This is a genomic window from Mesorhizobium sp. f-mel (assembly GCF_053850215.1).
On the sequence record NZ_JBSPTO010000005.1, the window covers coordinates 26,422 to 51,177 of the forward strand.

25 protein-coding genes and 1 tRNA gene are annotated in these 24,756 nt (G+C 62.5%); 17 read left to right on the plus strand and 9 right to left on the minus strand.

The window, feature by feature from the left end; genetic code table 11:
- Nucleotides 1–112 precede the first annotated feature (112 nt).
- The gene (locus tag ACWUKX_RS09270; RefSeq protein WP_456005992.1) at nt 113–775 is read left to right on the plus strand and encodes a TetR/AcrR family transcriptional regulator; all 663 of its coding nucleotides are present in this window, start codon (nt 113–115) and stop codon (nt 773–775) included.
- Between the two features lie 127 nt (nt 776–902).
- Here the strand turns inward: ACWUKX_RS09270 and ACWUKX_RS09275 are convergent, their stop codons facing one another.
- Entirely contained in the window at nt 903–1,835 is a 933-nt protein-coding gene (locus ACWUKX_RS09275; RefSeq protein WP_455839981.1) for a peptidylprolyl isomerase, read from the minus strand.
- Nucleotides 1,836–2,086: 251 nt separating this feature from the next.
- Here ACWUKX_RS09275 and secA point away from each other — a divergent pair, with 251 nt between their 5' ends.
- From secA to ACWUKX_RS09295, 4 genes are all read left to right on the plus strand, one after another.
- A complete protein-coding gene (gene secA / locus ACWUKX_RS09280) occupies nt 2,087–4,819 on the plus strand; it encodes a preprotein translocase subunit SecA (protein ID WP_456005994.1) in 2,733 nt (910 codons plus the stop codon).
- Nucleotides 4,820–5,394: 575 nt separating this feature from the next.
- A complete protein-coding gene (locus ACWUKX_RS09285; protein ID WP_456005996.1) occupies nt 5,395–6,795 on the plus strand; it encodes a lipopolysaccharide biosynthesis protein in 1,401 nt (466 codons plus the stop codon).
- Nucleotides 6,795–8,075 (plus strand): GNAT family N-acetyltransferase, encoded by a 1,281-nt coding sequence (locus ACWUKX_RS09290; protein ID WP_456006411.1) that lies wholly within the window; start codon nt 6,795–6,797, stop codon nt 8,073–8,075. The genes ACWUKX_RS09285 and ACWUKX_RS09290 overlap by 1 nt, the downstream gene beginning before the upstream one ends.
- Nucleotides 8,076–8,399: 324 nt before the next feature.
- Nucleotides 8,400–9,008 (plus strand): hypothetical protein, encoded by a 609-nt coding sequence (locus ACWUKX_RS09295; protein WP_456005998.1) that lies wholly within the window; start codon nt 8,400–8,402, stop codon nt 9,006–9,008.
- Between the two features lie 140 nt (nt 9,009–9,148).
- On the opposite strand, the gene ACWUKX_RS09300 is transcribed toward ACWUKX_RS09295, so the two are convergent.
- Nucleotides 9,149–9,233, minus strand: a tRNA-Leu gene (locus ACWUKX_RS09300).
- 272 nt (nt 9,234–9,505) lie between these two features.
- Here ACWUKX_RS09300 and ACWUKX_RS09305 point away from each other — a divergent pair.
- Both ACWUKX_RS09305 and ACWUKX_RS09310 read left to right on the plus strand, forming a co-directional pair.
- Nucleotides 9,506–10,093, plus strand: a complete 588-nt coding sequence (locus tag ACWUKX_RS09305; protein WP_095517776.1) for a YqaA family protein — start codon at nt 9,506–9,508, stop codon at nt 10,091–10,093.
- Between the two features lie 115 nt (nt 10,094–10,208).
- Entirely contained in the window at nt 10,209–10,727 is a 519-nt protein-coding gene (locus tag ACWUKX_RS09310) for a disulfide bond formation protein B (protein WP_456006001.1), read from the plus strand.
- Nucleotides 10,728–10,881: 154 nt separating this feature from the next.
- Here ACWUKX_RS09310 and ACWUKX_RS09315 read toward each other — a convergent pair whose 3' ends face one another.
- Both ACWUKX_RS09315 and ACWUKX_RS09320 read right to left on the minus strand, forming a co-directional pair.
- Nucleotides 10,882–11,439 carry an HNH endonuclease gene (locus ACWUKX_RS09315; protein ID WP_029348574.1) on the minus strand — a complete coding sequence of 186 codons (558 nt, stop codon included), beginning with the start codon at nt 11,437–11,439 and terminating at the stop codon, nt 10,882–10,884.
- A 229-nt stretch (nt 11,440–11,668) separates the two neighbouring features.
- Entirely contained in the window at nt 11,669–12,310 is a 642-nt protein-coding gene (locus tag ACWUKX_RS09320) for a DNA-3-methyladenine glycosylase family protein (protein ID WP_456006003.1), read from the minus strand.
- Between the two features lie 91 nt (nt 12,311–12,401).
- Between ACWUKX_RS09320 and gluQRS the strand changes: the two genes are divergently transcribed.
- Complete coding sequence (gluQRS, locus tag ACWUKX_RS09325) at nt 12,402–13,277, plus strand: tRNA glutamyl-Q(34) synthetase GluQRS (protein WP_456006006.1); 876 nt, start codon at nt 12,402–12,404, stop codon at nt 13,275–13,277.
- A gap of 146 nt (nt 13,278–13,423) precedes the next feature.
- Nucleotides 13,424–14,299 (plus strand): DMT family transporter, encoded by an 876-nt coding sequence (locus tag ACWUKX_RS09330; protein WP_029348577.1) that lies wholly within the window; start codon nt 13,424–13,426, stop codon nt 14,297–14,299.
- A 70-nt stretch (nt 14,300–14,369) separates the two neighbouring features.
- On the opposite strand, the gene ACWUKX_RS09335 is transcribed toward ACWUKX_RS09330, so the two are convergent.
- The gene (locus ACWUKX_RS09335) at nt 14,370–15,221 is read right to left on the minus strand and encodes a YihY/virulence factor BrkB family protein (protein WP_456006008.1); all 852 of its coding nucleotides are present in this window, start codon (nt 15,219–15,221) and stop codon (nt 14,370–14,372) included.
- A gap of 57 nt (nt 15,222–15,278) precedes the next feature.
- Here ACWUKX_RS09335 and ACWUKX_RS09340 point away from each other — a divergent pair, with 57 nt between their 5' ends.
- From ACWUKX_RS09340 to ACWUKX_RS09370, 7 genes are all read left to right on the plus strand, one after another.
- On the plus strand, nt 15,279–16,145 hold the full coding sequence (locus ACWUKX_RS09340) for an SDR family oxidoreductase (protein WP_095517783.1): 867 nt from the start codon (nt 15,279–15,281) through the stop codon (nt 16,143–16,145).
- Between the two features lie 22 nt (nt 16,146–16,167).
- Nucleotides 16,168–16,359, plus strand: a complete 192-nt coding sequence (locus tag ACWUKX_RS09345) for a twin transmembrane helix small protein (protein ID WP_029348580.1) — start codon at nt 16,168–16,170, stop codon at nt 16,357–16,359.
- 28 nt (nt 16,360–16,387) lie between these two features.
- On the plus strand, nt 16,388–16,969 hold the full coding sequence (locus ACWUKX_RS09350; RefSeq protein WP_456006011.1) for an ATP:cob(I)alamin adenosyltransferase: 582 nt from the start codon (nt 16,388–16,390) through the stop codon (nt 16,967–16,969).
- A gap of 26 nt (nt 16,970–16,995) precedes the next feature.
- Nucleotides 16,996–17,799, plus strand: coding sequence for a rhomboid family intramembrane serine protease (locus tag ACWUKX_RS09355; protein ID WP_456006013.1), 804 nt, complete (start codon nt 16,996–16,998; stop codon nt 17,797–17,799).
- Nucleotides 17,800–18,011: 212 nt separating this feature from the next.
- Entirely contained in the window at nt 18,012–18,761 is a 750-nt protein-coding gene (locus ACWUKX_RS09360) for an electron transfer flavoprotein subunit beta/FixA family protein (protein WP_456006015.1), read from the plus strand.
- A 19-nt stretch (nt 18,762–18,780) separates the two neighbouring features.
- Entirely contained in the window at nt 18,781–19,710 is a 930-nt protein-coding gene (locus ACWUKX_RS09365) for an electron transfer flavoprotein subunit alpha/FixB family protein (protein WP_456006017.1), read from the plus strand.
- A 116-nt stretch (nt 19,711–19,826) separates the two neighbouring features.
- Entirely contained in the window at nt 19,827–20,705 is an 879-nt protein-coding gene (locus ACWUKX_RS09370) for a 3-hydroxybutyryl-CoA dehydrogenase (protein WP_029348585.1), read from the plus strand.
- A 189-nt stretch (nt 20,706–20,894) separates the two neighbouring features.
- Here ACWUKX_RS09370 and ACWUKX_RS09375 read toward each other — a convergent pair whose 3' ends face one another.
- The 4 genes from ACWUKX_RS09375 to ACWUKX_RS09390 form a co-directional block, all read right to left on the minus strand.
- Nucleotides 20,895–21,344 (minus strand): OsmC family protein, encoded by a 450-nt coding sequence (locus tag ACWUKX_RS09375; RefSeq protein ID WP_456006020.1) that lies wholly within the window; start codon nt 21,342–21,344, stop codon nt 20,895–20,897.
- Complete coding sequence (locus ACWUKX_RS09380; RefSeq protein ID WP_455850073.1) at nt 21,341–21,970, minus strand: GntR family transcriptional regulator; 630 nt, start codon at nt 21,968–21,970, stop codon at nt 21,341–21,343. The genes ACWUKX_RS09375 and ACWUKX_RS09380 overlap by 4 nt, the downstream gene beginning before the upstream one ends.
- A 256-nt stretch (nt 21,971–22,226) precedes the next feature.
- Entirely contained in the window at nt 22,227–22,865 is a 639-nt protein-coding gene (locus ACWUKX_RS09385; RefSeq protein WP_456006023.1) for an NrsF family protein, read from the minus strand.
- Nucleotide 22,866: 1 nt separating this feature from the next.
- Nucleotides 22,867–23,436, minus strand: coding sequence for a sigma-70 family RNA polymerase sigma factor (locus tag ACWUKX_RS09390; RefSeq protein WP_456006025.1), 570 nt, complete (start codon nt 23,434–23,436; stop codon nt 22,867–22,869).
- Nucleotides 23,437–23,643: 207 nt separating this feature from the next.
- On the opposite strand from ACWUKX_RS09390, the gene ACWUKX_RS09395 reads away from it, so the two are divergent.
- Entirely contained in the window at nt 23,644–24,651 is a 1,008-nt protein-coding gene (locus ACWUKX_RS09395) for an iron ABC transporter substrate-binding protein (protein WP_456006028.1), read from the plus strand.
- Nucleotides 24,652–24,756 lie beyond the last annotated feature (105 nt).

Consider the following 24,756-nt stretch of genomic DNA (forward strand, 5'->3'; position numbering starts at 1 on the left):
TGGTTCTCTCCTTATCGTTACGAAACGTTCCGTTATATAAAACGGGCCGTTCCGTTTCGTCAAGAGCTCGTATATGCATGCTGAGGAAACTTGCCGATAAGGAAAACAGCAGATGGGTGAGGACGCAGATCAGGCCCGCAAATCAATTGGCGCGCGGCGCAACCCCGACAGCGCCGACGCCATTCTCGACGCCGCCGAGGCGGTGCTGGTCGAGGCCGGCTATTCCGGCTTCTCGATCGAAGCGGTGGCGCGGCGGGCGCGTGCTGGAAAGCCTACGATCTATCGTTGGTGGCCGAGCAAGGCCGCTTTGCTCTTCGACGTCTATCAGCGGCTAAAGCGCGTCGACAACCCCGATACCGGAAACCTCGAGGATGATCTCGTCGGCTTCCTGAAGAACCTGTTCTCGCACTGGCATGAAACGTCCTCAGGCAGCGTCTTCAAATCGCTGATCGCCGAGGCGCAGTCGGATGCGACCGTAGCCGCCGTGCTTGTCGAATACACGAAAGGACGCCATGCCCATACCGCCCAGATGATCGAACGCGCCAAGGCAAGAGGCGAAGTGGCGGCCGACGTCGATTCCACGCTCGTCGCCGACCTGGTCGCCTCCTTTGCCTGGACGCATCTTTTGACCAATCGCCTCGACGAAGACGAAGCGACGCTGCGCAGGGCGGTTGGCTATGTGTTGAAGGGCATAGCCGCCGACGATGCCGACTCGGTCAACGCCGCGGCGGTCCGGCGGAGGCGTCGACGCGTCATCGGGCGCACCACCAGGTAGAAGCGACAGGGGCGGCAGAGCAAAACCCACGCCCTGTCGTGATGGAGACCATCAGAGGCACAATTATCGGGGGGCGGCGCCGGCGCCAACGATTGATCGTCTCCATCATCTGCGGTGGCGGGCTGGCCTACTTGGTGTTTTCCAGCGCGTCGACCGTCTTCTTCAGCTTCTCGTCCGGGATCTCGACCTTGGCCTCGGCGCGCAGCGACTTGACCAGCGCGATGTACTTGTCGCGGATAACCGCCTGGCGGGCCTGGTCCTTGACCTGATCGAAGGCCGGCGGCTGCTTGGCGCGCTTGTCCTCGACCTGGATGACGTGCCAGCCGAACTGCGACTGCACCGGCTGCTCGGTGTATTTGCCCACCGCCAGCGCGAAGACCGCCTTGTCGAACTCCGGCACCATCTGGCCGGGTCCGAACCAGCCGAGATCGCCGCCGCTGGTCTTGCCGCTCGGATCGCTGGTGTGCTCGTTGGCGAGTTTCTGGAAATCGGCGCCGCCGTCGAGCTGCTTGATGATCGTATCGGCCTCTTCCTTCGTCTTCACGAGGATGTGACGCGCATGCACCTCGTTGGTCGGCGGCGTGTTGGCGATTTCCTGATCGTAGCGGGCGCGAATTTCGGCGTCCGTGACCTTGCCGACGACATCCTTCTCGACCATTTCGCCATGCAGGGCGCGCTGCTGCAGGAATGCCATGCGGCGCTGGAAGTCGGGATCCTTATCGAGGCCGGTGGTGACCGCTTGGGCAGCCATGACCTTGATCTCGATCGCCGCCGAAAGTGCTGCGGCGCGGCGCTGTTCGGGCGGCATCTGCGCGAACTGCTGCGACAGCTCGCCTTCGGCAAGGGCAAGGTCTGCCTCGGTCAGCGTCTGGCCGTTGATCGTGGCGACCACGGCGTTCGGATCGACCGGCGCGGCCGGTTGGGCGGGGGCGGCCGGTTGGGCCGGGGCTGGTTGGGCGGGGGCGGTGTCCTGCGCCATCAGCGGCGACAGCGACAGGGCCGACAGCCCGAATGCCAGGCCGAGGCTGGCGAGGGACGCGCGGCGGAACAATAAGGACATACGATTAACTCCAATGGGGGATAGCTAGAGCGGGATGGCTTCCAGACCAGCCAGATTGTGGCGGAATTTGGCACGGTCGACAGGGCGAGCGCGCCGTTGACATCGATTGAGCCCCCTCTTATCTGTCCAACGACTTTGCGTCCAGAACCGTTTTCCGGGCGCTCTTTGCGTTTGTCCGCGTTTCACGTGGATTTGATGGGGCCGTCGGCACCCGTCGCAACGACTTGGAATGCTATCGAAAGGACCATTGAATGGTCAGTTTTGGCGGTCTCGCCCGTAAGGTTTTCGGCTCCTCCAACGATCGTCGGGTCAAGTCGACCCGACCGCGCGTCGAAGCGATCAATGCCATGGAAAACGAGATGCGGGCGCTCTCCGACGCCGAGCTGGCGGCCCGCACGGAAAAATTCCGCCAGGACGTCGCCAACGGCGCCAGCCTCGATGATCTCCTGGTGCCGGCCTTCGCCACCGTGCGCGAGGCGGCGCGCCGCGTGCTCGGCATGCGCCCGTTCGACGTCCAGCTCATCGGCGGCATGGTGCTGCACAATGGCGGCATCGCCGAGATGCGCACCGGCGAGGGCAAGACGCTGGTCGCCACGCTGCCGGTCTATCTCAACGCGCTCGCCGGCAAGGGCGTCCATGTCGTCACCGTCAACGACTATCTTGCCAAACGCGACTCCGAATGGATGGGCCGCGTCTACAAATTCCTCGGCCTTACCGTAGGCGTCATCGTTCATGGCCTGTCCGACGAGGAACGCCATGCTGCCTACGCCGCCGACGTCACCTACGCCACCAACAACGAGCTCGGCTTCGACTATCTGCGCGACAACATGAAATTCGAGCGCGCCCAGATGGTGCAGCGCGGCCACAGCTACGCAATCGTCGACGAGGTCGATTCCATCCTGGTCGACGAGGCGCGCACGCCGCTGATCATTTCCGGTCCGCTCGAGGACCGTTCGGAAATGTACAACACCATCGATGCCTTCATGCTGAAGCTCGAGCCGTCCGACTACGAGATCGATGAGAAGCAGAAGACCTCGATCTTCACCGAGGAGGGCACCGAAAAGCTGGAAAACCTTCTGCGCGACGCCGGCCTGCTCAAGGGCGAGTCGCTCTACGACGTCGAGAACGTTGCCATCGTCCACCACGTCAACAATGCGCTGAAGGCGCATCAGCTGTTCCAGAAGGACAAGGACTATATCGTGCGCAACGGCGAGATCGTCATCATCGACGAATTCACCGGCCGCATGATGCCGGGCCGCCGCTATTCGGAAGGCCTGCACCAGGCGCTCGAGGCCAAGGAGCATGTGGCGATCCAGCCGGAGAACCAGACGCTCGCCTCCGTCACCTTCCAGAACTATTTCCGCCTCTACAAGAAGCTCGCCGGCATGACCGGCACGGCGCTGACCGAGGCCGAGGAATTCGGCAACATCTATAATCTCGAGGTCACCGAGATCCCGACGAATCTGCCGGTGATCCGTATTGACGAAGACGACGAGGTCTACCGGACCGTCGAGGAGAAATACAAGGCGATCGTCAAGGAGATCAAGGAAGCCCGTGCCAAGGGCCAGCCGACGCTGGTCGGCACCACCTCGATCGAGAAATCCGAGCAGCTGGCCGCGCGTCTGCGCAAGGAAGGCTTTACGGATTTCGAGGTGCTGAACGCCCGCCATCACGAGCGTGAGGCGGCGATCGTCGCCCAGGCGGGAAAACCCGGTGCCATCACCATCGCCACCAACATGGCCGGCCGCGGCACCGACATCCAGCTCGGCGGCAACGCCGATATGCGCATCGCCGAGGAGCTTGGCGATATGCCTGAAGGCCCCGAGCGCGAAGCCAGGGAAAAGGCAATCCGCGACGACGTCGCCCGGCTGAAGGAAAAGGCGCTGGCCGCCGGCGGCCTCTACGTGCTCGCCACCGAACGCCATGAGTCGCGCCGCATCGACAACCAGTTGCGCGGCCGCTCAGGCCGCCAGGGCGATCCCGGCCGCTCAAAATTCTTCCTGTCGCTGCAGGACGATCTGATGCGCATCTTCGGCTCCGAGCGCATGGACGGCATGCTGCAGAAGCTCGGCCTAAAGGAAGACGAGGCGATCATCCACCCCTGGATCAACAAGGCGCTGGAAAAAGCCCAGAAGAAGGTCGAGGCGCGCAATTTCGACATTCGCAAGAACCTGCTGAAATATGACGACGTCTCGAACGACCAGCGCAAGGTGGTGTTCGAGCAGCGCCTCGAGCTGATGGACGGTGAAGGCCTGTCCGAGACCATCGCCGAGATGCGCGAGGGCGTCATCGAGGAGATCGTCGCCAAGGCCATTCCCGAAAACGCTTATGCCGAGCAGTGGAACGTCGCCGGCCTCAAGGCCGAGGTCGCCGAATTCCTCAATCTCGACCTGCCGATCGAGGACTGGGTCAAGGAAGAGGGCATTGCCGAGGACGACATCCGCGAGCGCATCAGCCAGGCCGCCGAGACTGCCGCGAAAGAGCGTGCCGAGCGCTTCGGCCCCGACGTGATGACCTATGTCGAGCGCTCAGTGGTGCTGCAGACGCTCGACCATCTGTGGCGCGAGCACATCGTCAACCTCGACCATCTGCGCTCGGTCGTCGGCTTCCGCGGCTATGCCCAGCGCGACCCGCTGCAGGAATACAAGGGCGAGGCATTCGAGCTGTTCCAGGCGATGCTGGGCAATCTGCGCCAGGCCGTCACCGCGCAATTGATGCGCGTCGAGCTGGTCCGCCAGGCCGCCGAAGCGCCGCCGCCCGAAACCCCCGACATGTTCGGCAGCCATCTCGACGGCACCACCGGCGAGGACGATTTTAACGGCGGCGAGACCGGGCTCCTGGTCCGCCAGGAGACCCACGCCATCGTCGCCCCCGAAAACCGCGACCCGAACAACCCGGCAAGCTGGGGCAAGGTCGGCCGCAACGAGGCCTGCCCGTGCGGTTCGGGCAAGAAGTACAAGCACTGCCACGGGGCGTTTGCGTAAGCTTTCCTTCTCCCCGTTCACTTTACGGGGAGAAGGTGCTGGCAGGCGGATGAGGGGCAGCGCCGGCGCTCGCGATAAGCCAATCTCCCCACCTGAGGGAGATATCAGGCGGCCAGAGGGGGGCGCTGTCCCGCCGGCTTGATCCGCTAGTATCCCGCGAAAGCGACTTCGTCCACAGTCACTTTCTCAAACCATCTTCACCGACATTCACCCATTGTGAGGGGAACGGACGAACGCAGCTGTATTTCGTCCGTCTGCTCGGCTTGCGGTTGAGGCACCTATTTCGGTCGGAAGCAGTCGAACTGCGAGGCTTTTCTACCGGCGATAGTCCAGAGTTTCTACGGCAGAATGGCGCTCGTCGATGAACTTGAACGCATGATTGTCTGATACCGCGACCCACGTCAGGCAATATTGGGCAGCGTAAAATTCTCGAAAGTCGGCGCCGCCCCTCATCCCCCTGCCGGGACCTTCTCCCCGGATAGTGACGGGAGAAGGAAGCACCCCACCCAACCGTTTCTTAATGTGTTTTCGTTAGACGCATAGCCAGAAAAGAGGCGGAAAACGGAGAGTAGTGGGTGCGCTTTTCCGCGGCGACGACAGCCGGGCGGTTCTTGCCGCAGCGCCTTGCGCTGCGCGTAAAGCCGCTGCTTGGCCGCATCGATGCCGTGCTGTTCACCGCCGACGAGCGCGGCGAAGCCGGCCGCATGTCGCTCATCGCCTTCTCCATCCGCATCGTCAGCGCCGTCATCGCCTTCGTCAGCCAGGTGCTTATGGCGCGCTGGATGGGCTCGTTCGAATACGGCATCTTCGTCCTCGTCTGGGTGACGATGGTCATCGTCGGCAATCTCGCCTGTCTCGGCTTCCACACCTCGGTCATCCGCTTCATTCCTGAATATCGCGAGCGCAACATGCTGGCCGAACTGCGCGGCATCGTGCTGACCAGCCGCCTGTTCGTGCTGGTTGCCTCGACGGCGATCGCCGGGCTCGGCGCGCTCGGCGTCTGGCTGCTCTCGCCCTTCATCGAAAACTACTATGTCGTGCCGTTCATTCTCGGCCTCATCTGCATGCCGATGATCGCCATGTCCGATCTGCTGCAGGGGCTGGCGCGGGCCAACTCATGGGCGCTGTTTGCGCTGGCGCCGACCTATCTGGTGCGGCCGGTGCTGATTCTGGCGCTCATGGCGCTGATGCTTCTGGTCGGCTTTGCGCCCGACGCCAGGACCGCGATTTTTGCCTCGATCGCCGCCGCCTATGCCACCACAATCGGTCAACTCATCGGCGTCACGACGCGGATGGACAGGAATATCCCGGCCGGGCCGAAGAAGGTTCATTTCGCGCAGTGGTTCCTCGTGTCGCTGCCGATTTTCCTGGTCGAAGGCTTCTTCTTCCTGCTCACCAATGCCGACGTGCTGATGGTCGGCGCCTATATGAAGCCCAACGATGTCGCCGTCTATTTCGCCACGGTGAAAACGCTGGCGCTGGTGCATTTCGTCTATTTCGCGGTCAAGGCGGGCGTCGCCCAGCGCTACGCGCAGTTCACCCATGGCGAGCCGGAAAAGCTCGCCGCCTTCGCCCGCGAAACGGTGTCGTGGACCTTCTGGCCGTCGCTGTTGATGGCGCTGCTGGTGCTGGTGCTGGGCCAGCCGATGCTGGCCTTGTTCGGGCCTGAATTCGTTGCCGGCTACCCGCTCTTGTTCCTGCTGGTCTTCGGCGTCGTCGCCCGCGCCGCCGTCGGCCCCTGCGAAAGCCTGCTCACAATGAGCGGCAACCAGAACATCTGCGCCGCCGTCTACGCCATGACGCTGGCCTTCAACATCGGTCTCAATTTGGTGCTGATTCCGCTTTTCGGCCTGTGGGGCGCGGCGATGGCCACCGCCTTCGCCATGATCTTCGAGGCCGGCGCGCTGTCCTTCACGGTGTGGCGCAAGCTCGGCATCGTCATGGCCATTTTCGTAGCCGCCGAAGGAGCCGCATGATGGCTGCCATCCCGTTGCTCGAGGAAACCAGCGGCGGCCCGGCCGGCGCCATGGTGTCCGGCCTCGCCGGGCTCGCCCGCGAAGCCGACCCCGCCCATATCGAGCTCTTGGCCAACGACCGGCCCGAGCGCAAACTGGCCGTCTACCCGGCCTCAGCCGGCTTCGATCTGGTCGAGGAACTCGACTATCTCTGCACCCGCACGATCGAGCCCAACGTCTTCTTCAACCCGCGATTCCTGGCGCCTGCCATGCCGCGGCTGGAAGACCGCGAGGTGCGGCTGGCGGTCATCCGCGACGGCGACGAATACCGCAACCGGCTGCGCTTGCTAGTGCCGTTCTCGGTGGAGCGGCCGGCGATGCCGCTCGGCGTGCGGGTCATGCGCACATGGTCGAGCCCGTTCGGCCCGATCGGCACGCCGCTGGTCGACCGTGACGATCCCGTCGGCGTCGTCGAGGATTTCTTCTCGATGCTGTCACGGCCGCATCTCAAGCTGCCGAAAGTCTTGGTGCTGCCCGACATCCGGCTCGACGGGCCGGTGGCCAGCCTGCTGGCGACGGTCGCCGAGACGCGTGGCCTGACGCTGGTCACCACCGGCAAGGCCGAACGCCCGATGCTCGAAAGCGGGCTCGACGGCAATGACTATCTGAAGGCCTCGCTGCGCTCGCACCACTATCGCGAGTTCCGCCGCCTGAAGCGCCGCCTCGCCGACCTCGGCAGGCTGGAGCATCTGGTGGCGCGCGGACCGGAAAACATCCGCCATGCCATTGAACGCTTCCTGACGCTGGAAGCAGCAGGCTGGAAAGGCCGCGAGCGCACCGCCATGGCCATCGACCGCTACCGCGCCGCCTTCGCCCGCGAGGCCGTGCACCGGCTCGCCGAACAGGACCTGTGCCGCATCCATTCGCTGACGCTCGACGACCGCACCATCGCCAGCCTGATCGTCTTCGTCGAGGCCGGCGTCGCCTACACCTGGAAGACGGCCTATGACGAGACGCTCGCCGCCTATTCGCCGGGCACGCTGTTGATGATCGAGGTGACCAGACAGCACCTCGACGACCCCAACATCATGATGACCGATTCCTGCGCCGTGCCCGACCATCCGGTGATGAGCCGGCTGTGGACGGAGCGCAGGCCCATCGGCACCCTGGTCATCGGCCTGACACCGGACGCCGACCGCCTCGCCCGCCAGGCGGCGTCGCAGCTTCACCTCTACCGCGAAACCCGCAACATGGCGCGCCTGCTGCACAACCGGATGAAGAGCTTGCTGGGACGGCGGTAGGCTGATGGTGCTGCTGGTTCCTCGACCCAGTGACTTTGACAGGTCGGGGCCAATCAGCAGCGAACGTCGATAATTCCCGTCAGTGGCAAATCGCAAACCTCTAGGATTAGCCGAAACACCCCTCCACTTCGTTATCCCCGGGCGGAGCAAGGAGCGAAGCGACGCGGCGCAGACCCTGGGATGACGAAGGCACAGTCGAGGCCTAGGTCATGAGGGCTAATTCTCCCGGCCAGCGGAAAGGATTAGCATCGGCGATAATCTCGGCCGCGCAACCAGCATCATTGCCGCCTTGCACGGCCAGAACAAAAAATCTGGGAGGAATGCATGACGAAAACAAATTACTTCAGGCGCCGCAGCATACTCGCTTTGACTGGCCTCATCGGCGCCTGCCTGACTGCGGCTGCAGGTCAGGCCGCCGAGCCCGACAAGGCCGAGATCGATGCCCTGAAAAAATCGCTAGCCAAGTACGAGGACTACAAGGCCGCCATCCGCGACCTCTATCTGTCGACTGTCGGATGCGTTTATTACAGCGGCGAAAAAGTGGCTGGAGCTATGGATTATCCTAAGGGCGCGATGGGCATTCATTTCGTCAACGTCGCGAGCGTCAGCCCGACACCAGATCCGACGCGCCCCAATGTCCTTATCTATGAGCCGGTCGACGGCGGCTTGCGCCTGGTGGCCGTGGAATGGCTTGCACCGTTGACGCCCGATACGAAGGAGCCGCCGAAACTCTTTGGACAGACGTTCCAGGGGCCGATGGAGGGGCATTATCCGCTTATTCCGACGGAGTTCTACCATTACGATCTTCACGCCTGGCTGTTCAAGGACAACCCGCTCGGAATGTTCAGCCCGACAAACCCGGACGTGAAATGCGACAATTACGCGTTTCCCATGCCGGAGCAGCCGACCAAGATGGTCCCGGGGCCGATGTGATGGCGACCTGAGCTACGGAGTCCGATCTAATCAGGAAGGACTGGCCTCGTTGTCAGGAAGGACCGGCCTCGATTGTGATTATCCCAGGATGCTCCTGGGATAACATCCCGCCGAGCTTTTAAGACGTCTCGGGTGGAAAATGGTGCCCCTAGCCGGGATCGAACCAGCACTCCTTGCGGAACTCGATTTTGAGTCGAGCGCGTCTACCAATTCCGCCATAGGGGCTCAGGCCGGGCGGCCTGGATGGGCGCGGACTATACGGTTGGAGGCCTGTTCGTCAACTGGCCAATTCCCGACATGCGGCCTTCGCTCAACCCCAGCCTTCGATTTCGTGAAGCTGCGGCCATTGTGCGGCGCGAAAAATCTTTCTAGACAGGCAGCGCATTGAAGCGCGTCGCGTCTCGAGAGATTCATGTGGCGCGCTTTTGGTCTTTGTTTTTATGCATTGTTATCCCAAAACCGCTGCGCATTTTGGGCGACGTGCATTAGGAGTGCCGATGCTTCGCGGACTTTACGACTGGACCTTGTCGCTGGCGGCAAAGAAATCCGCCGAATGGTGGCTGGCCTTCATCGCTTTCGTCGAAAGCTCGGTGTTCCTGGTGCCGGCCGACGTGCTGTACCTGCCGATGGCACTGTCGCGGCCGGATCGCGCCTATCGCTACGCGCTGGTCGCCACGCTGGCCTCCGTTCTGGGCGGCATCGCCGGCTGGTACATCGGCCACTATGCCTACGACACGGTGGCGAAGCCGATCCTCGAATTCTACGGCAAGTATGACGACTTCGAGGCGCTGCGCGTCTCGTCGGGAATCGGCTTCATCATCCTGATGCTGATCACTTCCGGCCTCGCCCATCTGCCGCCGATCAAGGTGGTGACGATCCTGTCCGGCGTTATCGGCGTCAATCTCCTGCTGTTCATCGTGCTGGCCATCGTGGCGCGCGGCGCCCGCTTCCTGTTCCTCGCCTGGCTGCTGCGCCGCTATGGCGAACCGATCCGCGAGTTCATCGAAAAGCGCCTTGGAATGATCGCGGGCGCCGCCGCTGCTGCCCTGATTTCGCTCTATATCGTCGTCAAATACGCCTTCTAGTATGAGAAGTCCGGGCTAGTATGAGAAGTCCGGGCTAGTATGAGAAGTCCGGGCTAGAGCAAAGGTTGTTCAAATTGACCCATCCTTTGCTCTGACGGGAATGGACGGTAGATCGATGACAGCGACCGTGAGTGCCGACACTGGACGCCAGCGTATGCGGACGGCGGTGTTTCTCGCCGTCGCCATGGCGGCCACCGTCGGCTCGGCGCTGGCCTTCCAGCACCTGGGCGGCTACATCCCGTGCAAGCTCTGCCTGGAGCAGCGCACCCCCTACTACATCGGCGTGCCGCTGATGCTGCTGGCGGTGCTGTCGTCGGCGTTGCGCTGGCCTACTTGGCTGACACGCGGCCTGCTGGCCGTTGGCGGCCTGCTGATGGTCTACGGCCTCTATCTCGGCGTCTATCACTCCGGCGTCGAATGGGCGTGGTGGCCGGGGCCGACCAATTGTGCGGCGGCTGCAGGACCGGTGGACACCGGCGGCAAGGGCGTGCTCGACGCGCTCGAAAAATTCGTCCCGCCCTCCTGCGACAAGGCGGCACTGCGCATTCTCGGCCTCTCGCTGGCCGGCTGGAACGCCATCGCCAGTTTTGTCCTGGCCGTGGTCGCCTTCCGTGGTGCGTTTGCGCGCGATTAAATCTAGCGCGGCGCGAGATCGTCCAAGAATTCGGCAGGCTGAGTCGTATGGAGTGATTGTCGAGAACCGAAGCGCAGCGGACATTTGGGTCCGTGAGCATCGGAAGCGCAGACAATCGCTTCAGACGGCCAGCCTCCCGAATTATCGGACGATCTCAAGGTTCGAGTTCGACATCCCAGTACAGATAATCCATCCAGCTTTCATGCAAATGGTTGGGCGGAAACAGGCGGCCGTTGTTGTGCAGATCATGCACCGTCGGCTGGTAGGGCTTCTGCAGCGGCCACATCTTGGCGTGCGCCGGCATCATGCCGCCCTTTCTCAGATTGCACGGCGAGCAGGCGGCGACGACATTCTCCCACGTCGTCGCGCCGCCGCGATGGCGGGGAACGACATGGTCGAAGGTCAGATCCTCCGGCGTGCCGCAATACTGGCACTGGAAACGGTCGCGCAGGAAGACATTGAAGCGGGTGAAGGCCGGATGCCGCGATGGCTTCACATAGGCCTTCAGGCTGACGACGCTCGGCAGCTTCATCGAGAAGGTCGGCGACGACACGGCGTGCTCGTATTCGGCGACGATGTTCACCCGCTCGAGGAACACCGCCTTGATGGCGTCCTGCCAAGACCAGAGCGACAGGGGGTAATAGCTGAGCGGACGGTAATCCGCGTTCAGCACCAGTGCTGGAAGCCCATCCGGAGATACGGCAACCGTCACGTCATTGACCTCCTTGGTTCAGCGCATGACCCCGAAAATCGGATCGATTTTCGGAAAGGATCATGCGCAGCTTCAAAAGTCCTACAGCGTCCATTGCGCATCCAACTGGATGCGCGGCGCTGTAACCTGTCGGCGCGGATACTGTAAGCCCGACATGACAGGGATGTGAAGCGGCTTGTCGATCAAACGCCACGCCAAAAGCGCCTGATTTCAATGCTTTTTTGCGAATTCAGGCCGGAGGCGCGGCGTCCCTGCCCTTCAATTCGCGATAATAGGCCCAGAAAAGCCGCGATGCGACACCTCGCCACGGGCTCCATGATTCGGCGAGCTGGATCAGCGTTTTCTCGGGCGGACGCGGGTCGATGCCGAGCGCGTGGCCGACCGCGCTCTGCAGGGCAACGTCGCGTGCCGGGAAGACATCGGGGTGACCGGCGGCGAACAAAAGATAGACTTCCGCCGTCCACGGGCCGATGCCCGACACCTTGGTCATCGCCGTGATCGCATCAGTGGCGTCGAGCAAGCAGAGATGATCGAGGTCGAGGCCGTCGACCACCGCCTGGGCCACGGCGATCAGGCCGCGCTGCTTCGGCCGCGACAGTCCGGCCTCGCGAAACATGGCTTCGTCGGCGGCAAGGATCGCTTGCGGCGTCAGCGGATCGACCAGTTTTGTCAGCCGCCCGAAGATGGCGTCGGCGCTGGCGCGGGAAACCTGCTGCGAGACGATGATCGAGGCAAGGCTTCTGAACCCCGGCTCGGAAAGCCGAAGCGGCACCTCGCCGGCCATGCCGCGCACCTTTGCGAGACGCGGGTCGAGCAGGCAGAGTGCGTCCAGCCCTTGTGCGATGTCGTCGAGCGTGGCGATACGTTGCATGTCTGCTTGTTCCCAGCGCAAAATGTCAGATGTAATCAGGCGCAAAGTAGCAATTGGCGAAAGCGCCGCACAACCCGATTGCCGCCGAACGATGACACTCCTGACATTCCGCTTCGCACCGAGCCCGAATGGCGAACTGCATCTCGGCCATGCCTATTCGGCGCTGCTCAATCAAAAATTGGCGAGAGCAACCGGCGGGCGCCTGTTGCTGCGCATCGAGGACATCGACACGACGCGCTGCACCCCGGAATTCGAGGCCGGCATTTTTCGCGATCTGAAATGGCTCGGGCTTGGCTGGGAAGAACCGGTGCGCCGTCAGTCGGATCATTTCGCGGACTATCAGGCGGTGCTCGACCGGCTGATCAGGGAAGAGCTCGTCTACCCGGCCTTCATGAGCCGTGGCGAAATCCGCGCCTTCATTGCCGCCAGCGAAAAGCGCGGGCGCGACTGGCCGCGCGACCCGGACGGCGTGCCGCTCTATCCCGCCGTCGACAAGGCAATGCCGATGAGGGAACGCCAGCGTCGGATTGCCGAAAATGCGCCTTTCGCCTGGCGGTTCGACGTCGATGCTGCGATGGCGCGCGTCGGGACGGACCTGTCATGGCTGGAATTTTCGGATGAGCGGCTTTCCGCAACACGCACGGTGCATGCTCGGCCGCAGGACTGGGGCGACGTGATCGTGGCGCGCCGTGAAATCCCGACCAGCTATCATCTCGCCGTCGTCGTCGACGACGCGCTGCAGGGCGTCAGCCATGTCGTGCGCGGCCAGGACCTCTATTCCGCCACCAGCGTGCAGCGCCTGCTCCAGGAGATCCTTGGCCTGCCGCAACCAAGCTACTTCCACCATCGTCTCGTCCTCGGCCCGGACGGACGAAAGCTGTCGAAGAGTCTTGGGGATACCGGCCTTGCCGCCTTGCGCGAGGCCAGCGCATCGCCGGCCGACGTCAGGCGGCTGATTGGATTCTAGATCGGCGCATACGACCGCAAATATGAGCGCACCCTTCAATTCGGATGAGCCTATGGATCAACCGTTTGGTTTTGCTTGCCAGGTTGAACCGCATTACAGCAGTCGCGACACTCAACCCTCACCGATCACGCGGCAGCCTCCCGAAAATGCACAGCATCAAGCGGTTCATCCCCGCCTCCTTTGTCGTCCTGTGGGCGACCGGGTTCATTGGCGCGCGTTACGCCATGCCATGGGCCGAGCCATTCACCTTCCTGGCCGCGCGCTTCGTTCTGGCAGCCGTCCTGTTGGCTGCCTTGATGGCAGCACTCGGTTCCAGGCGGGCGACCCGCGCGGAAGCGTTGCACGCGACCGGCGCCGGCATCCTGATGCATGGCGTCTATCTCGGCGGCGTGTTCTGGGCCATCCATCGAGGCATGCCGGCCGGGCTTTCGGCCTTGATCGTCGGGCTGCAGCCGCTGATCACCGCGGTGATGGCCGGCCGATTTCTCGGCGAGGCCATCCTGCCGCGCCATTGGGCCGGTCTCGGCATCGGTCTGGTCGGTGTGGTCATTGTGCTCTGGCCGAAGCTCGGTGCGCTCGGCGGCGGCGTGACGGCCGAGACGCTGGCCGCCTCGCTTGTCTCGGTGCTCGGCATGAGCGCCGGCACGATCTGGCAGAAGCGCTTCGCCTCCGGCGGCGATCTCGTGGCGGCCACCAAATGGCAATATGTCGGCGGCGCATCGGTGATGGTCCTGGCCTCGCTCGCCTTCGAGACGCGAACGGTCGTCGTCAACGGCGAGTTGATCTTCGCCATGGCATGGTTGGTGCTGGTGCTGTCGATCGGCGCCATCTTCCTGTTGATGGTGATGATCCGCGACGGCGAGATGTCGAAAGTCGCTTCGCTGTTCTATCTGGTCCCGGCCGTCACCGCGGTCATCGCTTGGGTATTATTCGGCGAACAGTTGAACCTGGTCCAGATCGTCGGCATGGCGATCGCGACGCTCGGCGTCGGGCTGGCAACCGCTCAGCCGACCAAAGCATGATCCCGAACCGAAGGTCAGCGCGGCAAAAAGTGGGAACCGGTTTTCGGAAAAGATCATGCTCAACTAAGACTCAGCCGACTCTCGCGCGTGCCTCCAGATAGCGGCTGATCGCGGCATTGAGCTCGCCGCCAAGGATGAAGATCGCCGAGACGATGTAGAGGAAGACGACCGCGACCATGATCGAGGCAAGGCCGGCATAGGTCGTCACATAGGACGAGAAACGGTCGAGATAGGCGGCGAAGATGGTCGACCCGATGAGCCAGGCAATCAGCGTGAAGATGATGCCCGGTATGATCGAGACGAAGCGGCGCTTGCCGGCAGGCAGCCAGTAATGCACCGCGAACAGCCCACCGACGATGACGGCGGAGGCGATGATGTAACGCCACAGTGTGATCGTGCCCATATAGGGCTTTATCCATTCGAAATTGGCCTCGGCCAGCCGCCCCAGTAAGGGCGCGAAAACCACGAGCACGCTGATCACCAGAAAACCTGCCGTGGCGATCAAAACGAAGGCGATGCTCTGCACCCGTCGATAGATGATGCCGCGCGTTTCGGAAACGCGGTAGGCGCGGTTGAGCGAGGTGCGCAGCGCCTCGATACCGTTCGAGGCGAAGAAGGCGGCAAGCAGCACGCCATAGGTCAACAGGTCGCTGCGCTGCACGGTGAGCACGTTGAGCACTTCGCGCGCGATCGGCTTGGCGATCTGCTCGGGCCAGGTGTCGAATACGAGATGCACGGCGGTGTCGGCAAAAGCCTGTGCGCCGAGGAAGCTGGCCAGTGTCGTGGCGAAAATCAGAAAGGGGAAAAGCGCCATCAGCGCCGTGATCGCCAGATGACTGGCCATCGCCCAGCCATCGTCCGCATCGAAATGGCCGACCGCGTCATAAAGCACGCGTTTGAGGGCTACGATCTTCCGCAACAAGAACCGCGTTCCCTTCGATTGTCTCGACGCCGCGAATATGGGAAGGGATTGCGGCAAATGGCAAGCCTAGGTCAAACCACGCTTCCTCCCGGAGAAGAGTTGCGCACCATCATCGTCACCGGTGCTTCTTCCGGGATAGGCGCCTATTGCGCGCGGGCGCTGAAGGCGGAAGGCTGGCAGGTCTTCGCGACGGCGCGCAAGCCAGAGGACATCGCTGCCCTCGAGGCCGATGGCATCGAGGCTTTCTATCTGGACTACCGCGAACCTGGATCCATCGAGACGCTGGTGGCGTCGGTGCTGGAACGGACGGACGGACGGCTCGATGCCCTGTTCAACAATGGCGCCTACGCCCAGCCCGGCGCCGTCGAGGACCTGCCGGTCGCAGCACTCAGGGAGCAATTCGAGGCGAATGTCTTCGGCTGGCATGACCTCACCCGCCGTGTCGTGCCGGTGATGCGCCGCCAGGGCCATGGCCGTCTCGTCCATTGCTCCTCAATCCTCGGCCTGGCGCCGCTGCCCTTTCGCGGCGCCTATTCGGCGTCCAAGCACGCGATCGAAGGGCTGATGCTGTGCATGCATCAGGAACTCCAGGGCAGCGGCATCCATGTCTCGCTGATCGAGCCGGGGCCGGTAATATCGAAGATCGCCAGCAACGGCCTTGGGTGGTTTCTCAGGAATATCGACCGTGAGAATTCCGTCCACCGTCTGGCCTACGAGGCGCAGCTGCAACGGCTGCAGGCCGGTGGCAGCACGTCACGGCTGAAGCCTGGGCCGGAGGTGGTTCATGCGGCCTTGCGCCATGCGCTTCTGTCGCGGCGCCCGCGTCCGCATTATGTGGTAACGGTGCCGGCCAGGATCGGCGTTATCCTCAAACGCGTCCTGCCGGCATCAATGCTCTACCGCCTGCTTGCCAAACGCGCCTGAACGCAATGACTGGAAACACACTATGGCAACCGTCTTCAACATCCTCGCTGTCCTCGTCATGGTCGCCGTGGTGATCGTGCTGATCCGCGGCCTCATCAACATGATGCGCGGCGGCTCCGCCATGACCTCCAACAAGCTGATGCAGACCCGCGTGCTGCTGCAGTTCGTGGCATTGGTGCTGATCATGCTGGCGGTGTATTTCACCCGCAAGTGACGAGGGTGGCGATTTCGGGAGGCAGAGCGTGGTCAAGCTCAACAAGATCTACACCCGCACCGGCGATGACGGCACCACCGGCCTTGGCACCGGTGAACGGCGGCTGAAATCCGATCTGCGCATCGACGCCTATGGCACGATCGACGAAGCCAATGCCTGCATCGGCATGGCCCGCATTCACACCGCGGCAACCCATCCGGGGATCGACGCGATGCTCGGCCGCATCCAGAACGACCTTTTCGACCTCGGCGCCGATCTGGCGATGCCGGACGACGGCAAGCCGCTCGGCTATGAGCCGCTGCGCATCACCGCTGTGCAGACCGACCGTGTCGAAAAGGACATCGACCTGCTCAACAAGGACCTGCAGCCGCTCAAATCCTTCGTGCTCAACGGCGGCACGGCGGCGGCGGCGGCCCTTCACCTTGCCCGCACGGTGGCACGGCGGGCCGAGCGCATCATGGTGGCTTTGACGCAGGACCCAAGCGAGCATGTCAACCGCGAGGCGATAAGATACATCAACCGCGTGTCGGACTTTCTGTTCGTCGCCGCACGCGCGGTCAATGACAATGGAAACGCCGACGTGCTATGGGTTCCCGGCAAGAACCGCTGAATCTGCCGAGGCTGGAGGGGGATCCGATGTTCATCCCGCTTTATGACACCAACCGGCTGCGCCACATCAAGCAGCAATATGTGACGATCGGCCTGATCGCGTTCAACACGCTGATCTACTTCGCCACCGCGCTTGGCGGCGAGCAGTTCACCAACGCTGCTGTGCTGGGCCTCGGCTTCATCCCGTCGGTCGTCCACGACAGCGTCGAACTGGCTCCGCAGTTTGTCGTGATCCCGGAGAGCTTGAGCTACGTCACCTATTCCTTCCTGCATGCCGATATTCTTCACCTCGGCGGCAACATGCTGTTCCTCTGGGTGTTCGGCGACAATGTCGAGGACGCGCTCGGTCATGTACGCTTTCTCATCTTCTACCTGCTGTGCGCCATCGCCGGCGCCTTCTTCCAAGGCCTGATCGCGTGGGACTCGCAGGTTCCGCTGATTGGCGCCTCAGGCGCCATCGCCGGCGTGGTCGCCGCCTATCTGATCCTCTACCCCAGGGTGAAGGTATGGGTGCTGGCCTTCGCCCGCATCCCGCTGCGGATCCCGGCCTTCATCCCGCTCATCCTGTGGATCCTGTTCCAGATTGTGATGTTCGCCGCCGGTGGCGAGGATCAGATTTCCTGGGCCTGCCATGTCGGCGGCATCATCGCCGGGGCCGTGCTGGTGCTCATTTTGCGCAATCGCGCCGTACCACTGCTTGCCGGTGCTGAGGAAGAGGCAGTGGTGGTCGTCGGCCAGGTGCCTGTTGCCGCAGAGCCGGCGTCAAGCGACCCGCAGCCGGCGCAGGCGGCGCCGCGCTGGGGACGGGGAAGCGCGTCCAGTCCGGACTGAACCGATTTGAGTGCGTCACGGATAATTTGGGCGCGCCTCGGATATTGACGTGCGGGGTCGCCGCAACTACGGAAGCTTTCCCACACTAGGCGGTCGGAGACTAGAATTCCGTCCGGAATGTCGGCTTTCGACAACTCTGAAGAGGCGCACACTGCTATAGCGCCCCCGACTATCTTGAAAGAGGTGGCTATCGTGAAAGAGGTGACAGGCAAATGAAGATCCTTGTGCCCGTGAAGCGGGTTGTGGATGCGAATGTGAAGGTTCGTGTGAAAGCTGACGGTTCGGCGGTGGAACTCGCCAACGTCAAGATGGCGATGAACCCGTTCGACGAGATCGCGGTCGAAGAGGCGATCCGGCAGAAGGAGGCCGGCAAGGCGGAAGAGATCATCGTTGTCTCGATCGGGCCGCAGCAGGCGCAGGAGACCTTGCGCACCGCCCTCGCGATGGGCGCCGACCGCGCCATCCTGGTCAAGACCGACGAGCAGACGGAGCCGCTGGGTGTCGCCAAGGTGCTGAAGGGCGTGGTCGAGGCGGAAAAGCCCGGTCTCGTCATTCTCGGCAAGCAGGCGATCGACGACGATTCAAACCAGACCGGTCAGATGCTCGCCGCACTTCTCGGCTGGGCGCAAGGCACTTTCGCTTCCAAGGTCGTTATCGATGGCGACAAGGCCAAGGTGACGCGCGAGGTCGACGGCGGCCTGCAGACGGTGGAGCTGAAGATGCCGGCGATTGTCACCGCGGATCTTCGCCTCAACCAGCCGCGCTATGCCTCGCTGCCCAACATCATGAAAGCCAAGAAGAAGCCGCTCGACGAGAAGAGCCCGGCCGACTACGGCGCCGACGTCAAGCCGCGGCTGAAGGTGATCAAAACCGAGGAGCCGGGCGGCCGCAAGGCGGGCGTCAAGGTCAAGAGCGTCGCCGAATTGATCGACAAGCTCAAGAACGAAGCCGGCGTGCTGTAAGGCTGCGAAGGGACAAAAAATGACAATTCTTCTGATTGCCGAACACGACAATGCGACGCTTTCCGACCAGACCGCCAAGGCGCTTTCGGCGGCACTGCAGATCGGCTCGGACGTGCATGTGCTGGTCGCCGGCAAGGGCGCAAACGGCGCTGCCGATGCTGCCGCCAAGCTCAAGGGCGTGACCAAGGTGCTGCTCGCCGAAGCCGACGAACTCACCGAGCGCCTCGCCGAGCCGCTGGCCGCACTCGTCGTCGGCATAGCCGGTGCCTATGACACGATCATCGCGCCGGCGACCTCGTCGGGCAAGAATGTCGCGCCGCGCGTGGCAGCACTGCTCGATGTGGCGCAGGTATCGGAGATCATCGAAGTTGTATCGCCCGAGACCTTCAAGCGGCCGATCTATGCCGGCAACGCCATCCAGACGGTGCAGTCGAGCGACGCCAAGAAGGTCATCACCGTGCGCACCGCCTCCTTCCAGGCCGCACCCGAGGGCGGTTCCGCCCCGGTCGAGACGATTCAGGCGGCGGCCAATCCCGGCCTGTCGAGCTTCGTCGAGAACAAGCTGTCCGAGACCGATCGTCCTGAGCTGACTTCGGCCAAGATCATCATCTCGGGCGGCCGCGCGCTGGGCTCTTCGGAGAAATTCCAGGAAGTCATCCTGCCGATCGCCGACAAGCTCGGTGCGGCCGTCGGCGCCTCGCGTGCCGCCGTCGACGCCGGCTACGCGCCGAACGACTGGCAGGTCGGCCAGACCGGCAAGGTGGTCGCACCCGATCTCTACATCGCGGTCGGCATCTCCGGTGCCATCCAGCATCTTGCCGGCATGAAGGATTCGAAGGTCATCGTCGCCATTAACAAGGACGAGGAAGCGCCGATCTTCCAGGTCGCCGATTACGGCCTCGTCGGCGACCTTTTCGTCATTCTGCCGGAACTGCAAAAGGCGCTTTGACGCCTTCTGCCAAAGCGTATTAAATTGTGAAGGGCGGGGTAGACGAAGTCGCCCCGCCCTTTTAGTTTGCACCGCACAAAAAGCAGGCCGCAAAGCCTTTTGACGGGATCGGTGTAATGAACAAGATCGAGACGATCGGCATCATCGGCGCGGGCCAGATGGGCGGCGGCATCGCCCATGTGTCCGCGCTTGCGGGCTACAAGGTGCTGGTCTACGACATCTCACCCGACCGCATCGAAAAGGGCATCGCCACGATCAGCGGCAACATGGCCCGCCAGGTCGGCTCCGGCAAACTCGAGGAAAAGCTGCGCAACGAGGCGATGGCGCGCATTTCGGCGGCGCCCACCATGGCCGATCTTGCGGGTGCCGATCTGGTGATCGAAGCGGCGACCGAGGACGAGACGGTCAAGCGCAAGATCTACGCCCAGCTCTGCCCGCAGCTCAATCCGGAAGCCATCCTGGCGACGAACACCTCGTCTATCTCGATCACCCGTCTCGCCGCGCAGACCGACAGGCCGGAGCGTTTCATCGGCATCCATTTCATGAATCCGGTTCCACTGATGAAACTGGTCGAACTGGTGCGTGGCATCGCCACCGAGGACCAGACCTTCGAAGCGGCAAAGGCCTATGTGAACCATCTCGACAAGACGATCACCGTCTCGGAGGATTTTCCGGCCTTCATCGTCAACCGCATCCTGCTGCCGATGATCAACGAGGCGATCTACACGCTCTATGAAGGGGTCGGCTCGGTCGACGCGATCGACACCGCCATGAGGCTCGGCGCCAACCATCCGATGGGACCGCTGCAACTCGCCGATTTCATCGGCCTCGACACCTGCCTGTCGATCATGCAGGTGCTGCATGACGGCCTGTCGGATTCGAAATACCGCCCCTGCCCGCTGCTGGTGAAATATGTCGAGGCCGGCTGGCTCGGCCGCAAGACCGGACGCGGCTTCTACGACTATCGCGGCGAGCATCCCGTTCCGACGCGTTAGGCTCGAAACCCAATTGTGGTTGTTTAAGAGGCGATGGTCTAATTCCTTGGTGTCCGGAGTTTTCGGATGGAAGGGCTGGATTGGCAACGCAATACGTTTCGACGGCCGCCCTGTCTTCGGTCCGGCCCTTGAGCTCGTTCAACAGTCTACGGATATCCACCGATCAATCGCGACGGTAAAATGGATATCTCAGGTGGCTACCTGGATTTCCGTCTTGACTGAATTGGCAATGAAGCACTGTTCATGCGCCAAGTGGTGCAGTTCCGCTTGCGTTGCGGCGGTTGGCGGCTCTCCGGCGTAGACAATGGTCGGATTGAGGCCGACGCGGCTGACAACCAATCGTCCGTCGACCTTCTCCATCATGCCGATCGCCTTGTCGGTATAGCTCTCGACGACGATTCCCTGGGGCGCCGCGATCGAGAGAAAAGTCAACATATGGCAACTGGAAATCGCCGCGATGTAGGCCTCCTCCGGATCGACATTGGCTTCCACTGAATAAGGAAGCGGAACGATGTGCGGCGAAGCCGAGGCCGGCACCACTTGGCCTCCGTCGAAGCGCCAAACGTGTGCGCGGCTGTAGCGCTTGTCGGTAAATACTGCCCCTTCTCGCTCCCAGTGCACCTCGACGGTCATTTTCATGATTGATCCTTTGTCGGAATGGAAAGAAGTCTTGCAGTCGTCTGGGTTAAATGGCGGCGAAGATGCTGCGCAGCAGCGTCGAAATCCCGCCTCGCACAAGCGGCAACGATCGCCGCGTGTTCCTCGAAGAAATCAATTCGCTCCTGCGCGCCACGCTCTTGGTGAAGGGTTGACCGCCGGGATTCTCGTCGAAGGTCTCCGACGGTCTTAAGTAATCGAGTATTCGTGCAACCGCTGTACAGGGCGAGGTGAAACTGTTGGTCGAGTTCCAGAATCCGCGACGGATCATACTCCGCGAATAGCTCGTCGTTGAGCCTCTCAGCCTTACGCAAGGCGGAAGGCTGAAGCCCCGGTACCGACTGCTCCAAGGCGGCGACCTCCAAAATGGCCCGAAGTTCGCAAAGTTCAGTCGCCTCCCGTTCTGAGAGGATCGCTACCGCCAAGCTTCGATCGCGACGCCGCACGACCAAGCCACTCCCGAGTAACTGGTCTAAGGCCTGCCGGACGGGCTGGCGGCTGACCCCGAAACGCTCGGCGATCGATTCCTGCTTGAGAACGGAGCCTGGTGCCAATTCACCTGACTCGATCTCGTCCTGCAGCTCGCTAAAAATCGACTTTGGATCCATGGATCCAAATAATATACCCCCTTGGAGTTGGTCAAGCCTTAATCAGCTAACAAATTTTCCTCCTGGATCACGGCGTTCCCGCTCTTCCGCCTGGGCTCAAGAAACGAAGCGACCAGGGGCCGACGACCGGGCAGTCCTCCCAGCGCCTCTGGAGCGCAGCATGTGCATGATCCCCGAGATCGCCCGCCGGTCAGAGCGAATTCGATTTCGGGCCGATCACCTACCGTGCGCCTATTGTTCCGATCGCGGGCCGTCGCTACCAGCGCACGAAAATCCACGCGCCGAGCGCGCCGAGCGCCGCAAGGATGGCAATGGCGATCGTGTACCAGGTGGCGACGAAAAGCGGCGAGTCGTCGAAGCAGTGTGCGGCATAGAAAGTTGCCGCCAGCCCACCGGCGAGCAGGCCTGCCACGGTTCCGGCAAGCACCGGCCGCGTCGGGGCGCCATAGCGCAGCACCGCTAGGAAGATGGCGAGCGGACCGATGCCGATCAGCGGAATGAACGTCAGGCAGATCACCAGATTGCTGCCGACCAGCCGCGTGCCCCAGTCGGCCGCAGGCACGGAAAGGAGTTCCAACACCACCGCAATGGCCACCAACAGCGGTGCGGCAATCATCCATGCCGCCGCCCTGCTCGTCGATGCGCCGGGTGTCGACAGGGCGCGGATCAATGCGAAGGCGCTGACGGCCAGAGCAGTCGTGAAGACGAACTTGGCGAGGAAACGCATCGTATGCATGGCGGTCGCGATGTCGGTGCGTGGGCCGATCGCCAACCAGAAAACCACCGCCGCGATCCCCGTAGCCGCACCGGCGGCCACCCACCAGGCCGAGCCAAGCGGCATCGCCCTGCTGCGGGCATCGGCGTCAAGCGCCTTTATGAGATCGTCGGTCCTCATGTCATTCCCGCTTGAACTGTTTGGCCCGCCCGAATTGTTTGGCCCCGAACCGTTTGGCAATGGTTGCGAGCCCACGATGCAGCGACACGCGCACCGCCGTTTCGCTGATGCCGAACTTCGCTGCCGTCTCGCCGATGGAACGGCCTTCGACCGACACCGACGAGACCACGGAACGCTGCGCCGGTGGCAGGCCGTCCAAGGCCCGATTGATGTCGCGCTCGCTGACCGTCTCGGCCTCCGGCTCGGCGAAGGTCTCGGCGATCTCGTCGATTTCGATCTCGATGCGCCGCCCGCGCCGCCGAAAGGCATCGATCAGCTTGAAGCGCGCAATGGCGTAGACCCAGGGCAGCACGGCCAGATCCTGCCGCCAGGTATGCCGTTTCACATGAATGGCCAGCAAGGTTTCCTGCACGACGTCCTCGGGATCGACCCCGCGCTGAACGATCTTGCGCCTGATAAAGCCGCGAACGAGAGCAGCCGTCCGGCGCAGAAAGTCGGCGTAAGCCTTTTCATCTCCCGCGATCGCGGCCCGCATCAGCCGGGAAAGCTCGGCCTCGTCGTTGCCGGTCACAAGAGTTCACTCCCCGATATTCGCGCCTCGGCGCTGATTTGTTACGTGCCCGGCGAATAATGTCCAAGCCAAAATACGGGAATATCACGAAGGTTTCACCTCCAGCGCCCGATTGCGCCGTTCATAAATGTTGACTACACCGATCAGGAATTGATAGGTGCAGTCTTGCTAAATCAAAGACCATTGAGATCGAGAGGGATAACGTCCATGAAATATGCTCTTTCCGCCCTTGCCGGTGCCGCGGCACTTGCAATCAGCCTGATCGTCGGCCCGGCAATGGCCCAGGACGGCGGCATCATCGTCTACAATGCCCAGCATGAAAGCCTGACCGACGCTTGGGTTGAAGGTTTCACCAAGGAAACCGGCATCAAGGTCACCGTTCGCCACGGCGGTGACAGCGATTTCTCCAACCAGATCGTCGCCGAAGGCGCCGCGTCGCCGGCCGACGTGTTCCTGACGGAAAACTCCCCCGCCATGGTGCTGGTCGAATCCGCCGGCCTGTTCGCGCCGGTCGATGCCGAGACGCTGGCCCAGGTTCCGCAGGAGTACCAGCCGTCCAGCGGAAAATGGGTGGGCATCGCCGCGCGCAGCACCGTCTTTGTTTACAACAAAACCAAGCTGACCGCCGAACAGCTGCCCAAGTCGCTGCTTGATCTCGCCGATCCGAGCTGGAAGGGACGCTGGGCCGCTTCGCCGTCCGGCGCCGATTTCCAGGCGATCGTCAGCGCGGTTTTGCAGCTCAAGGGTGAGGCCGCAACGGCCGGCTGGCTGAAGGCGATGAAAGAGAACTTCACCGCCTACAAAGGCAACAGCACGGTGATGAAGGCGGTCAATGCCGGCGAGGTCGAAGGCGGCGTGATCTATCACTATTACTACTACGGCGACCAGGCCAAGACCGGTGAGAACAGCAAGAACATCGGGCTTCACTATTTCAAGAACCAGGATCCGGGCGCGTTCGTCTCGGTTTCCGGTGGTGGCGTGCTGGCCTCCAGCAAGCACCCGAAGGAAGCCCAGGCCTTCCTGAAATGGGTGACCGGCAAGGGTGGTCAGGACGTGCTGAAGACCGGCAATTCCTTCGAATACGCGGTCGGCAAGGGCGCGGATTCCAATCCGGCGCTGGTGCCGCTGGCCGAACTGCAGGCGCCGAAGGTCGACGCGACGACGCTGAACTCCAAGAAGGTGACGGATTTGATGACGGCAGCCGGCTTGCTTTAGTCGGCGTTCGTCCTAAAAGGGCAACCGACTGCGCTCCTGCGGGAATTCGCTTCCGCAGGAGCGCTCTGTTTTTCGAGGTGGCATTCGTCCATGACGACAAGCTGC